Here is a 13,150-nt window from a genome sequence, read left to right on the forward strand (position 1 = left end):
ATTACTACAAAGAGTATGACAAAGCATGTCAATTTTAACGATTCCTAGGGAGTTGAGAAGAAACGACACATTTTGTTGTAAGAACATCAGGTAGGGAGTGAAAGAGGGTTTACGCTTAACAGTAAAGAAACCCACTACACAGAGGTTAGGATGACATTGACATCAATTCAAAAAGGTAATCCACAACATCCCCCCTTGGTCTTTATGCACTATCTTGGCGGGTCCGTGTATACTTGGCTTCCTGTTATGGAAGCCTTATCACAGCACTTTTATTGTATCTCGTTAGATATGCCAGGTTTTGGTGACTCGGCTCAATGTTCACCGGCATCCATTTCCGTTCAAGCAGAGGCTGTCAGGAAAACGCTGAATGAATTGGGCGTGAGTCAGCCATGGTTAGTGGGGCACTCCATGACCGGAAAGCTTGTTGCCGTGATGGCGCTTCAAACACCGAAAGAGGTGGCTGGTATCATATTAACTGCTCCTTCACCTTTATGCCCTCAACCCATGACCGATCAACAGTTTGCGATGCAATATGAGTGGCAGGCAACGCGAGAACATGCCAGTAAATTTGTGGCCGGGTCACATCAGAAAACGCTCACTGATGACGCGTTAAAACGCACTATTGATGATGTGCTGAGGGCGAATCCAGCAGCCTTCCCTTACTGGGCAAAGACCGCAAGCCAAGAAGATTTTACACATCGTTATGATGATGTAACGCTTCCAGCGTTGTTGCTTTTAGGGGAAGAGGATGACAATGTCCCACGGCTTGAGCAGCAACTGTCCTCCACTCTTCACCAGTTTTTACCCCATGAGTATCAGATCCTTGAGGGCTGCGGCCACTTACTGCCGCTCGAAGCAACAGAGAAGCTAGCGACGATAATTGGGGAGTTTATTAAAAAATATTCGTGATAAGTAAGAGGTTTAGCGGTGAGAGAGGACAAAGAAACTTTAAGACTTACTTGAACACAAAACAGATTCGCGCGGCTGCCTTAAAGGACAAACCTTTCGGAATTCCCCGGCAAAGCCGGGGAAGTGGTGGATTTAATTACGGCCAGCCGTATTATTTTCTCATCCTCAGATATCAGAAACGCCAGGTAGCTGAAAGATTACCTGCGATCGAGTCATAGCCAGAACGAAACAATTGGCTTTCAATCTCGATGCCCAATTCGACATCAGTGTTGATTTTAGAGCTCATTCCAGCCTTAACCCCCAGTGTGTCACGGCCAGTTACCTGATTCCTGGAACTAAAACCTGTGCTGCGATAGTGGGCGAAAGAGGCTTGTTGCACTACATTGCCATCCATCAGTTCATGATCCCAGGTAAGCTGCAACTCAACTGCGATCGACGCCCCTGAAGCGAGCGGCAAATTCCAGTTACCATTCACCCCGATACTCGATCGCAGCGCATCGAAGGTCTCCGAACCTAGCTTCAGTCGGCTGCCGTCATTGCCGCTTTCCTTCACGCCAGGGCGATGTAATGTGGTGTAATTTAATGAAGTGACCGGTCCGGCGTTCACATTATCATTCAGCGCCCAACGATAGCCCCCGCCGGCCGTAATAGAGCCTGACAATCCAGTCCAGGTGGCATGGTGGCTTGCTCCGTAAGTTTCTACATGAATGTTTCTATCCAGCCAGCTGTTTTCAATGCCGAATCGGCCATTGCCGAATAAATACATCCCTTCGGACCTTTCAACGCCGTAACGAGCATGAATACCCAGATCGAAAGCAGTGGTTTTCCCATTCGCGGTTTGTGGTGATTTCACCGTCACCGATTGGCCGCTGACCGCACCATGAAAGCCATAAATCCAGTTGCGATCCTGATCGTTTTGTTTTTCGGCGCCGAACACCATGCCATAACTGCTGGCGTCGTACCCGACACTCCCCCCCTGGCGCTGTTGCCAGAAGCCGCCGCCAAAAGGTATGGCAAAGCTGCGCCATTCGCCTTCCGCCAATTGTTTCGGCGTAACGACAGGATTAGGCCCGCCGATGATCCGCGTTATCTGCTGTTCACGGTGAAGGGAACTCGCGACCATGGCGCTGTAAGCTTCCGCAGAAAGTTGCGGCAAGGCATTGCTGATACTCCCGCCATCAGTGGCTGAGAAATCGAGAGTACGATACAACGGTTGTATATCCGAATTGGCTTCCGTCACAATTTTATCCAGCGCCTGCCCCACCTGCCGCGCATTATCGTCCTGCGCATACCGGCTGTACGCGTTGGCAGCGCGCAGCATCGAGAGCTGCCAGCCATTCTCCCCCTGAGGCGTTGCCTGCAGCGCCAGCGTGGGTGAGCGGAGCAAGCTGTTCACCGCACTGAATTCGCCGCTGTACGAATCTGTTTTGAGCAAATCTTGCGAATCCAGCCGCCAGTTTGCCGCATACCAGTCCGGCTGTGGCGCAAATGTCAGTTGACCGTTGAATTGTGCGTGACCGCCCACTTGCAGAGTATCATGCCTACCGCGCCCGTCGACTTCCAACAGCAGCTGTCCGGTATCCCCCTGTTGATAAGCGCCTGTTATATTGATTTGCCCAAGTGAATTGCCCGGCGCGAGGATCCCGTTATTTACAAAGCGTCCTTCCTCGTTCAGGGTGTAGCTGCCGTTGCCGGAGAGTATGGCACCCGGCGCGATAGTCATGCTGTAAATCTGAAAGTCGCCATTAAGCGAGGTTTTCCCTCCGAGCGCGTTCAGTGCTAGATTATTGATACCTTCAATATTTCCACGGTAAGTAAAGCTGAAATTAGAATCAGCACCATCCGTCGCCTGCCCATGCATATTGGCCTTCCGACCGAAGGTAAGCTGCGTCAACCGTTGTTGGCCGTAGGCATCCCGCTGGGCGTAGCCCGAGTAAATATCACCTTCCAGCCGGGCGCCATGTAATATATTTATATTACCGACCAGCGCATTTTGCGAAATATAAATCGCCGCGCCTTTACCGGCAACCCTTCCGCTAATGTCGGCATTATCTACCAGAGCTCCCTGCAACTCGGGTAATAATGCGTGGTTATACCCGCCCACCATACGGATCCAGGATCCACGATAGTCGTCTTCGTTACCCAGGAGGTTATTGCCAAAATCAAAACTGATCGCAACACCATTGACTCCCAGTGCCTGAACGTCGCCGCGTTGAATAAGGTTATGCTGTTTACCGTAGGCAAACATCACCCCGCGGCCATTCAAACCATCGGCGTAGACCCGTGTTCCGGGGTCGATGCTCAGAGTGTTATTTTGCCCATCAATACGGATACCCGCGCCGCCAGTCCCTTGTGTCAACAGATCCGCTTGCTGAAAGATACGGTTATTGCTGCCATACGTATGCAGGCCAACCCCCAGCGTTGCGGTGTTATATTGCCCTGCCAGATAGCCCTCCCCCTGCGGATTACGCAGAAAATAGCCATTGCGGTTAATGAGAGTCTGCCCATTGCCATATAGCGAAAAACCGAAAAAGTTACGTCGATCAATCTGATACCCCATGTCCTGCAACAACGCCAGTTCCGCTTCCATAAAAGTTGTGTAATTACGGTAGTTCTGGTGGCTCATCATGCTGTTTTTCAGCTCGATATGGCTCATGTAGTTAACATCGACCGAACCGTCGTCTCCCAACATTTTCACGGGCACGCCAGGCATGGCGCCTGCAAGCACTTCATCTACGTGCCTGCCGGTGAAATAGCCTTTATCGCGCCGTACATCAAAACCTTGCGGATCCCATGGGTTATTGTATCCATTACACAGTATTGCTTGCCCTGGCCGGGCAGGATTGCCATGATCGTCGCGCAGATGCCTGGTCCAGGTGCCAAAAGGCCCAGTATCGAAAGTGGGCGTGAATGTGCCACCTTCTTGCAGAAGGCTAACCATATTGGATATTCCCAGGCCATGGGCCAGCTCATGAACAGCGGTGCTGACCAGATCAGCCTTTCCTGTGCGCGGCAATTGCGCAGGCACATAGGGAACGTCGTCGAAATCCAGTTTGCCCATGATGAACTGGGCATGGGAACCGAAGGACAACTCTCCGGTATCAATGCCGTTTAAAGCTCCCTGCAGTTGCGTCTGACTGATAACACCATTGTTTACTGAGTCGCTGGATCCCTCAGCATTATTAACGTCAAACGTACCGACATTGATAATGGCGGGCAATTGTCCCGGTCTGGGGGTGATAACTTCAGCCCAGTAACGCACGGCATCAAGTATTTTTTCTTTCTGGTGCTGACCCAGATCCCAGGTTGACTCATAAGCTCTCGGCCAATGCGGCATAAAGGGGCCGTCGCCAACATTAAAGAAACGCACTTGAAATATAGCAATATTTTGAGGGTTATAGACCAGATAGCTTTCTCCAGCATACGAATGATTGCTGGCTAATAAACCCGTTAATGCAGCCGTCATAAAAAACCTGTTCATATCAACCGTCCCTGTGTAAAAAATAATTTTTCTAGGTCCGTCGATATAAACTCACACCTGAACTGAACAAATTATAAACAAATATAATAACTATCGATATGACCTGTTAATTTATAACAATAGGTGACTTTGCTCTGTGATACGCCATCCGTTAGCCTGTGTGGTTTGGGGAAGTCAGAGCGCTTTGCATAACGCCATAAGGTGCTGATATGCACACCAAAATAGATAGTGCGCAACATATCGGGCGCGGTCGTTTCCGCGGGTGAGAACGGTGAACTATTGATACTTCATGCAATGACCTGCTATTCAGTGAGAAGGTAATCGCAAGGCTAAGACGCATGGATCTGGAATATTCTAATGCGCCGGAATATTGGAAATGTTCAGCGTTGGGAGCTAATCGTTATCAGACCCGCTTTCAACGTCTTTTACTATCTTCCCGTTTTTCATCATGCGATATATTTCATCATGGGTAGTAAAAGAAAGTCCCATGTTTTTACTGTCACTAACAGAGAACACTCTGTTTTTTCTATACAATTTTAGGTGGTTTCATCTCGTCAAAACACAGCCTGTCATATTTCCATTCTTCTTTTTATCCGTCACCAAAATACCAAAAAATGACAGTGAACAAACCATCTGAGTCAGGTATTTGGAATGCTATATTTTTCTTTCAGCATATTTTTATTTTCCAGACACCAGCTTATTTTTCCCTTATCTGTCGCTGGGAAGCTTCTAACTAAAACATCGCTATAGTTATTTTCCTGATGAACCGCGACAATCTCTACAGGACGTAAACATAGCTAAATCCAGTAACCCACAAACAGTCAGGAAAAACAGAATCAAGATCTTTTTATTTTTTACTGTCATTGGATAACCCCCCCTAGTGATTTCTACGGTTGCTTCCATATTGGTCATAAATGGCTTGAAACCAAACTGGTTATATCGCTGTAGCACAAACCAGATGCGTAAAAAGCGGAACTGGTTGGAACTTGAATTTTGAAATATGATCAACATCAAGGCCAAAGTGATCTTGTACATTTGTAATGTACAACCGCCCGGTAGCGGTCATTATCAACCTGTAACGATTTTATGGTGATGTGCGTTGCCCAGGTATCATGGACGGTGTAGTGGATCACAAAATCAGGACACCGAAATAGGCTATTTAAGCATGGCGGTAAGGCGTTGCCGCTTTTCTCTCCGTCGAGATAGCCTATTTATAACAGTTGCAAGCTGGTCAGCTTGCAACTGTTACGGTTACATCTATCATTGAATGGTTGTCTTAGATCTTTCACCTTTGACAAGTTCACCAGAAGGTTTCCGATAGTAAGATTCGTTTGCGATCCGGTAATAGGTATAGCCATCCTTTGTTTTGGTTATTTCCATGATCCCATTAGACTTATCAATACAATTTTCTTCTGTATTCATGTCGTCGAAGCAAAGTAAATAACCAGTATCATGGTCCGGGAAAATACCTGAATTCTTAGGAGCAAGCTTTTGATACTTCCCATTAAAATTCCAGATTGAAACATAGTAAGTTTCAAGGGATGAAAGGGTTTTGGCTCCATTGTTATCCCACCAATTAATTTTACTACCATCACTGAAAGGAATGTTTTTAACTAAAAATTCTTTATTAGAACCAGAACCGTGAACGGCAAGGACCTTAGGAGAGTTGAAAAACATCAAATAAAAAAATGCAAGTATAGTAGCTGAAAATATAAATATTATAATTTTACTGACTCTCATCCATTCCTCCGACTACTGATCTCAAATTCGGCTTTCATGTTTGTAAAAAAAGGTTTAAAGGCAAATTTTTCCCATCTTTGGAGCAAAAACCAGATGCGAAATGCCCTGAAATAGTGAAACTTCATATTCATAATGTCAGTTATGTCGAGACCAAAATGATCCTGTGCTGTAAAAGTTATTTTTGCTACATACCCACTCTCAGTTATATCAATTTTAGTGAGCTGTATTTTTGTAGCATATATGTCATGTATCGACATTCCTAATCCATTGAAGCTATCTGCCCATAGGTTGAATTTAGGAAGTATTGAATTTCCAATTGCTTGAGTTATTGAATCTTTGTCAGCATCAGATAAGCCATTTTTTACATCAATGGCAAGCTTGTCGAGCATCGTCTGGATTATTTTGAGCGAAGATAATGGCGATGATTGTTGGTTTAATATTAAACTTTTATATGCACTATCAAGAAAAGGGCTGGAGTAACTTTTTCCATTGCCATGATAAAAATGCTTTACAAGATTATTGAATAAATTATGTTGCCCTAAGTAATATGTAGGCAAGGAAACCCGAAGAAACTCATCGAAAAGAATTTGAGCAATTTCCGTTTTTGATTTTTGTTGGGATTTACGGAATGAACTAAATATTGACACTTCCTCTCCTGTCCACGGATCGACAACATCAGAAACATCATCAAGGCCTAAATCGCTTCTAAGTTGTTTTTCAGTAAGGTCGCCACATTGCATATCGTCAGAGCTGCGGTCATTGAACTGATGTTTAGTCTGGTAAAGTGTGGCTGGGAACATCAAGGCTGACATAATAACTTCCTTATTATATTAATTGAATTCATTCTTGTAAAAGTAGGTCCAAATCTTTAAATATCGTCATGTCTGTAAACTTATCTCCTTGTTATTACAGACTAATTCATAAATTAGTGCTTCATAACATTTAGCACCTTCGTTAAATTCTAAACGGCTTGAAATGGAAAGTGAATCTCATTTTTTTTCTCAAAACGCCAAGTTGGTAAATCATCATCCCCGCATAGTTTTACATAACCTACACACAGAAGTTGGTTTGGACGCTCCGTGGCTTAAGGGGCGATTTCAGCGACTATCTTAGTTCAGGTCAAGGCCTGAGGGTTTATACGGTTGCCCCTTCGCCTATGGGTAATGGTCAAATTATCGATACCGTCCAGTCCGTCCAGTTCAAGCAAAACCTTGTTCACAGAGAGCTGATGCCAGGCGATAGTTTTTGACCAGGCTTTTACAAGATGCGACCATTCGAGGCGGCGAAAAAAATCCTCCTAGGTGACGTTGTCAAACACCACAATAATGGTCGAAAACCGACTCATCCCAATCCCCTCATGCCTAATCTGAGTAATTCAGCATCATGCTCACTGATCTCAAAGAAACCTCTGCGGGCCAGCATCCCCCAATGAGGGTTTGCGGTGAGTTCAAGTCCAATCACTTCTTTCAATACGACTGGCTGAAACTTTCTATTGAAAGTCACATCCTTACGAAACGGTTTGAAACCGGGGAACTGCTCAACCTGATATACATCATCATTATTAAATACGCACTGGAACTCGACCGTTTTTAGGATTTCCCCCGCATTGATTTCACTACGAGGGCAATAAATAAAAACTTCATCCCCGGCTCTCGTTTGGCGCAAAGGACCTGCTTTTCCGTGGCAAACCTGAAGGAATTCAAAATCGGCAGCAATGCGGGCATGAGCCCGCGAGATAACCGCTATCCAATGTTTCATGCACCTTCTTCTCCTTTAAGGGGTTTGAAGCCCAATTACAGGTGGTTATGTGGATCTTGTGTCTGGTGTAATACAGCCAACACCTCAATACCATCTGGAACCTCGCGGTAATAGATAATATGGCTCTCAACAGGGAAACTCCGCACACCAAAATGAAGATCCTCACTACGATCACGTCCGGGGGATGGGTGCCGATCAAGAATATCTGTCATAGTCACACGCAAGGAATTAGCGTAAGCCTCTACTACGCTAACTCCCCACCGGCGTAAGGAATACAGTTTTATGGCGCGAATATGCTCCCTGGCCTTCTTGGTAAATTTAACGCTCATCCCTAAGCTTTACCTTCAAGTTCATCGACCGTAAAGGGAGCAAACACATCATCAATACTGTGCAGCTCTCCACGATCAGCTTGTGCAATAGATTCAGCCAAAATGGCTTTTAAACTCTGTAACTTAAGCTGTGCAAACTGATCATACTCTTCAGGAGAAATGACCACCGCCACACGCTTACCATGCTTACTAATCTCTACCGGCTCACGCTGAACTTTCATAAGCAGATCACCGAACTGATTTTTAGCTAGTTGAGCGGGAATTACTTCCATAAATCACCTTCCGTCTAAAATGGCTCGAATAGTCATTATAGCCAGAAAGATAGCCAATCACCAGTATCAGGCAAAGCTAACAAGATCCAGAATGATCCGTAAAGTAGGAAAAAGGATCAAGGCGTAACAGAGCAGGGCTAGCTGAATACCTGCCCGCCCTGGGTAATATGCTTGGTGTGTAAAAGAAATGGCTTGGTTCTGGCAGCAAGATTATAATCTGAATCGGTCACATGAAAGTCTGGGGCATCTTCCCCCTGAGATATACCGGAAACAGCTAGAAAACTCTAATCAGGTGTGTCTCAAATAATGGGAAGTGGACATCAGCCGGTGTTCCGCTCTGGGAATACAACGCAGCAGTTACCGGTACTGGCGAAAACGACGCGATACGGTTAATCATAATCGCTTTTTACCATCTTACCGTTTTCTTTAACTCGATATATTCCGCCATCGACCCAAAAAGACATTCCCGTATTTTTACCGTTCTTAACAAACATAAGGGAGTTTTTATTAATACAATGTAGTGGTGGTTCCATATCACTAAAACATAGCCTGTCATAACCATCAGTTTCTACGTATCCATCGCCAAAATCCCAAAAGCTGACTGTAAAAGAACCATCTGAATCTGGTTTAGGAATGCCATATTTTTCCTTAAACATATCCTTATTTTTCAGCCACCAGTCTATTTTCCCTTTATCGGTAAAAGGGAAGTTTTTAACCAAAATATCACTATAATTATTTTCCTGGTGAATGGCGACAATCTCTACCGGGCGCAGTGATAGCCAAAGCCAATAACTGAGCAGCACGCACCCAGCGAATAAAAACAGGCCAAAGAGTTTTTTATTTTTATATTTCATTGCGCCCACCAGTAATCTCGATAGTGGATTCCATATTCGTCATAAATGGTTTAAATCCAAACTGATTATATCGCTGGAGCACAAACCAGATACGGAAAAAGCGGAACTGGTTGAACTTGAATTTTGAAATATCGTCAACATCAAGACCAAAGTGATCCTGTACCTTGTAATGCATTACTGCCCGGTAGTGGTCATTATCAATATTTAGCGATTTTATCGTGATATGCGTTGCCCAGGTATCATGAACGGTTATTCCCATGCCGTTAAAGTTATCCTGGAGTCTGTCGAATTTTGGCAGTTTTCCTTTCATGATCGCCATTCTCAGCTTATCTTTTTTATCTGCTGGGAAGTATTGATTTTTCCAGTCAATGCGGTTTTTAAATACATCTTTTAACCAAAGGCGGGTACTGTTTCTCGTCTTGTCATTAAGAATATGTTCTTTCAAGGCCTGGTCCAGAGACACATCACGGAAGGGTGTACCGTTGCCGTTCTGCATGTGAGTAATCATCTTTTCGATCAGGTGTTTGTACGGGCCATACATCGAGAACAGGCGCGATAAATCGCGGAACTCATCAAACAAGATATTGGCGCATTGCCGCTGGGTGATCTTTTCCCCTTCTCCACGAGAGCCATGAAACATTGACTGTGGCTGAGTGAATGGAGTAATTCTCGTCAGGGTGTAAGGGTTGGCTCTGGTGGAAACATCCAGCAAATGAAAATGTGTTTTTAACTGCGCTTCGGTCAGATCGCCGCAGCGCATATCACTCGCGCCGTAGTCGTCCATCCGTTTTTGGGTTTTAAATATGGTGTAGGGGAGCTGTAGTGCGGTCATTGTGAAACATTCCTTGTGTAATTGTCCGTGGAGGTCTTCACAGGGAATAATACGCGGTGAAAGGTCAGAGTGTAAACGTTGTACAGCCCCCGCCCGTAATTTTTTGCAGATTCCGGGCAGGGGGCATAGTGGATGCTTTAAGCCTTTGGTCCATCGTCAAAATGCCATGTGGCATCTTTCAGACTGCCGGGGATCTCCTGTGCAATGCCTTTCGCATCGGTCGCCTGTGTCTGGATCTCGATATTGTCAATCCGCACGTCTGTACGCTGCGAAACTTGGCGGGATGAATTGCTGATAGCGTTGCAGGTCATGGAAGTAATCGGATTAAGCCCTCTGCCATAGCCATAACTCCAGACCAGCAACGTACGCGAGGGCGACAAACTTAATCTGACTTATTTTTTTACCATCTTACCGCTGTCATTTATATGATATGTTCCACTATCTAAAATGAAATAAAGCCCCGTATTCTTACTGTTGTTCACCATAATGAGCGAATCTTTATCAATGCAATTTATTGGTGGTTTCATATCATCAAAACAGAGTCTGTCATACCCATCAGTTTCTTTATATCCCTCACCAAAATACCAAAAAATGACGGTAAAAAAACCATCTTGGGCAGGTTTGGGGATGTTATACATGTCCTTGAGCATTTTCTTGTTTTTCAACCACCAATTGATTTTCCCCTGTTCGGTTAATGGGAAATTTTTCACCAAAACATCGCTATAGTTACGTCTTTGGTGAATAGCTATGATCTCCACGGGACGTAACGACAACCAGAGGAAGTAACTCAGCAGGGCGCAGATAACCAGTAATAACGCACAAATAACTTTTTTATTTTTAGATTTCATAACGGCCCCCGGTAATCTCTACAGTGGCTTCCATATTGGTCATAAATGGTTTAAAGCCAAACTGATTGTAGCGCTGGAGTACAAACCAGATGCGGAAGAAATGGAACTGATTAAATTTTGTTTTCAGTATATCGTCACTATCAAGGCCAAAGTGATCCTGTACCTGGTAATGCACCACCGCCCGGTAGCGGTCATTATCAATATTTAACGATTTAATCGTGATATGTGTTGCCCAGGTATCATGAACGGTGATGCCCATGCCGTTAAAGTTATCCCGGAAGCGGTCAAATTTTGGGAGTTTCCCGAATGCTATTGCTTTGCGTAATTCATCCTTCATTTCTGCTGGATAGGTATTGTTTTCCCAGTTTATATTATCTTTAAATGCTTTCTTTAATAAAAGACGCGAGCTGTTTTCGCTGGATGTATCCCTGATAATCTGCTCTTTCAATGCCCTATCCAGAGACACATCACGGAAGGGCCTAGAGCATTAGCAAGTACGTTCGCCAACCACACTAATTAGGGCGACGATAGTTTTCCTCATAATCCCATCCTGCCATTGCTAGTACCAAGTATCACAATCGTCCCATCATGCCGCGGCAGAATCACGTTTCCGGACAAAAAATCGTTATAGGTGACTACCGTTCGCATAAACGGCAGTAACACTCCTTTACGGGGGCGAGAGTGCGGGAACTTTTCCGGATCAGGGAACAGCAGAGGCTGAAACGTCTCATTCTTCCAATTACCGATTTTACCATAGTAGTCCCAGCGTTTAAGGGCCTCCTCCTTTAAGTTTTATTATTTTACCGTTATCTTTCAATTTATAGCGCCCTTCATAAGTGATAAATATCTCTCTTTCATAGTTAAATCGTTTGATAGTAAATATTGGTTCTTTATCGATGCAGTTCATTTTTGTTTTCATATCATCGAAACATAGTCTGTCGTATTTGTCTTCTTTATATCCATCACCAAATTTCCAAAAAGTAACATCATATCCGCCATAGGTAGCGGGTTTTGGAATATCATAGCGGCTTTTGAGTATGTCTTTATTTCTCAACCACCAGTCTATTTTACCTTTGTCCGTAATAGGGAAGTTTTTTACTAAAACAGAGCAGTAGTTACCGTCCTCATGAACCGCAATAATTTCTACCGGGCGAGTGGTCAGCCACAAAAAATAGCCCATTATCGCACCGCCAGCGACAACAAGAACCAACAGAGTTTTTCTCAGGTTAGCTTTCACTACGGCCCCCGGTAATCTCTACAGTGGCTTCCATATTGGTCATAAAGGGCTTGAAGCCAAACTGATTGTAGCGCTGTAGAACAAACCAGATACGAAAGAAATGGAACTGGCTGAATTTTGTATTCAGAATATCATCACTATCCAGACCAAAATGATCCTGAATTTTGTAATGCACCACTACCCTGTATCGGTCATTTTCAATATACAGTGATTTAATTGTGATATGCGTTGCCCAAGTGTCATGAACGGTAATGCCCATGCCGTTATAATTATCCTGGAACCTGTCAAATTTAGGTAGTTTGCCACCAGATATCGCTTTACGTAATTCGTCTTTCTTTTCTAATGGATAGGTGTTTGTTCCCCAATCAATATAGTTTTTAATTACCTCTTTTATTCGCAGTAATGTACTGATTTCAGTTTTGTCATTAAGAATCTGCTCTTTCAATGCCCTATCCAGAGACACATCACGGAAGGGTGTACTGTTGCCGTTCTGCATATGGGTGATCATCTTTTCGATCAGATGTTTGTACGGGCCATAAATCGAGAACAGGCGCGATAAATCGCGGAATTCATCAAACAAGATACTGGCGCATTGCTGCCGAGTGATCTTTTCCCCTTCTCCACGGGAGCCATAAAACATAGACTGTGGCTGAGTGAATGGAGTAATTCTCGTCAGGGTGTAAGGGTTGGCTCTGGTGGAAACATCCAGCAAATGAAAATGCGTTTTTAACTGTGATTCTGATAAATCGCCGCAGCGCATATCTTTAGCGCTGTAGTCGTCCATTCGGTTTTGGGTTTTGAATATCGTGCAGGGAAAATGTAGTGCGGACATAAGTATACATTCCTTGTGTAATCGTCCGTTGTGGTCTTCATAGCAAATAATACGCGGT

At 44.5% G+C, this 13,150-nt stretch carries 13 protein-coding genes and 5 pseudogenes; 2 read left to right on the top strand and 16 right to left on the bottom strand.

The window, feature by feature from the left end; genetic code table 11:
* The first annotated feature begins 150 nt into the window (after positions 1-150).
* Complete coding sequence (locus HH682_RS03960; RefSeq protein ID WP_214236336.1) at positions 151-909, top strand: alpha/beta fold hydrolase; 759 nt, start codon at positions 151-153, stop codon at positions 907-909.
* Positions 910-1,081: 172 nt separating this feature from the next.
* Here the strand turns inward: HH682_RS03960 and HH682_RS03965 are convergent, their stop codons facing one another.
* The 8 genes and pseudogenes from HH682_RS03965 to HH682_RS04000 all read right to left on the bottom strand — a co-directional run bounded on the left by HH682_RS03965 (position 1,082) and on the right by HH682_RS04000 (position 8,489).
* Positions 1,082-4,390: an autotransporter outer membrane beta-barrel domain-containing protein gene (locus tag HH682_RS03965; protein ID WP_214236337.1), complete on the bottom strand. Its 3,309-nt coding sequence runs from the start codon at positions 4,388-4,390 to the stop codon at positions 1,082-1,084.
* Positions 4,391-4,783: 393 nt separating this feature from the next.
* Positions 4,784-5,254, bottom strand: a pseudogene (locus tag HH682_RS15710) (DUF943 family protein).
* 9 nt (positions 5,255-5,263) lie between these two features.
* Positions 5,264-5,511: pseudogene (locus HH682_RS03975) on the bottom strand (DUF3289 family protein); the annotation flags it as partial.
* A gap of 139 nt (positions 5,512-5,650) precedes the next feature.
* Entirely contained in the window at positions 5,651-6,130 is a 480-nt protein-coding gene (locus HH682_RS03980; RefSeq protein WP_214236338.1) for a DUF943 family protein, read from the bottom strand.
* Positions 6,127-6,942, bottom strand: coding sequence for a DUF3289 family protein (locus HH682_RS03985; protein WP_214236339.1), 816 nt, complete (start codon positions 6,940-6,942; stop codon positions 6,127-6,129). The genes HH682_RS03980 and HH682_RS03985 overlap by 4 nt, the downstream gene beginning before the upstream one ends.
* Positions 6,943-7,471: 529 nt before the next feature.
* The gene (locus tag HH682_RS03990; protein WP_214236340.1) at positions 7,472-7,888 is read right to left on the bottom strand and encodes an EVE domain-containing protein; all 417 of its coding nucleotides are present in this window, start codon (positions 7,886-7,888) and stop codon (positions 7,472-7,474) included.
* A gap of 35 nt (positions 7,889-7,923) precedes the next feature.
* Complete coding sequence (locus HH682_RS03995) at positions 7,924-8,217, bottom strand: type II toxin-antitoxin system RelE/ParE family toxin (RefSeq protein WP_214236341.1); 294 nt, start codon at positions 8,215-8,217, stop codon at positions 7,924-7,926.
* A gap of 2 nt (positions 8,218-8,219) precedes the next feature.
* Positions 8,220-8,489 (bottom strand): type II toxin-antitoxin system Phd/YefM family antitoxin, encoded by a 270-nt coding sequence (locus HH682_RS04000; RefSeq protein ID WP_214236342.1) that lies wholly within the window; start codon positions 8,487-8,489, stop codon positions 8,220-8,222.
* Positions 8,490-8,667: 178 nt separating this feature from the next.
* On the opposite strand from HH682_RS04000, the pseudogene HH682_RS04005 reads away from it, so the two are divergent.
* Positions 8,668-8,796 (top strand): annotated as a pseudogene (locus HH682_RS04005) (IS3 family transposase); the annotation flags it as partial.
* A gap of 82 nt (positions 8,797-8,878) precedes the next feature.
* On the opposite strand, the gene HH682_RS04010 reads toward HH682_RS04005, so the two are convergent.
* From HH682_RS04010 to HH682_RS04040, 8 genes and pseudogenes are all read right to left on the bottom strand, one after another.
* Positions 8,879-9,343, bottom strand: a complete 465-nt coding sequence (locus tag HH682_RS04010; protein ID WP_214236343.1) for a DUF943 family protein — start codon at positions 9,341-9,343, stop codon at positions 8,879-8,881.
* Positions 9,333-10,175, bottom strand: a complete 843-nt coding sequence (locus HH682_RS04015; RefSeq protein ID WP_214236344.1) for a YPO3983 family protein — start codon at positions 10,173-10,175, stop codon at positions 9,333-9,335. The genes HH682_RS04010 and HH682_RS04015 overlap by 11 nt, the downstream gene beginning before the upstream one ends.
* A gap of 137 nt (positions 10,176-10,312) precedes the next feature.
* Positions 10,313-10,555 carry a hypothetical protein gene (locus HH682_RS04020; RefSeq protein WP_214236345.1) on the bottom strand — a complete coding sequence of 81 codons (243 nt, stop codon included), beginning with the start codon at positions 10,553-10,555 and terminating at the stop codon, positions 10,313-10,315.
* Positions 10,556-10,567: 12 nt separating this feature from the next.
* The gene (locus HH682_RS04025; RefSeq protein ID WP_214236346.1) at positions 10,568-11,023 is read right to left on the bottom strand and encodes a DUF943 family protein; all 456 of its coding nucleotides are present in this window, start codon (positions 11,021-11,023) and stop codon (positions 10,568-10,570) included.
* Positions 11,013-11,501: pseudogene (locus HH682_RS04030) on the bottom strand (YPO3983 family protein); the annotation flags it as partial. The gene HH682_RS04025 and the pseudogene HH682_RS04030, both read right to left, overlap by 11 nt.
* Positions 11,502-11,560: 59 nt before the next feature.
* Positions 11,561-11,809 (bottom strand): annotated as a pseudogene (locus HH682_RS15715) (hypothetical protein); the annotation flags it as partial.
* A complete protein-coding gene (locus tag HH682_RS04035; protein WP_214236348.1) occupies positions 11,793-12,260 on the bottom strand; it encodes a DUF943 family protein in 468 nt (155 codons plus the stop codon). The gene HH682_RS04035 and the pseudogene HH682_RS15715, both read right to left, overlap by 17 nt.
* On the bottom strand, positions 12,250-13,092 hold the full coding sequence (locus HH682_RS04040; RefSeq protein WP_214236349.1) for a YPO3983 family protein: 843 nt from the start codon (positions 13,090-13,092) through the stop codon (positions 12,250-12,252). Before HH682_RS04040 ends, HH682_RS04035 begins: the two co-directional genes overlap by 11 nt.
* Between the last annotated feature and the right edge of the window lie 58 nt (positions 13,093-13,150).

The organism is Rosenbergiella gaditana (genome assembly GCF_018494065.1).
Taxonomy (GTDB): domain Bacteria; phylum Pseudomonadota; class Gammaproteobacteria; order Enterobacterales; family Enterobacteriaceae; genus Rosenbergiella; species Rosenbergiella gaditana.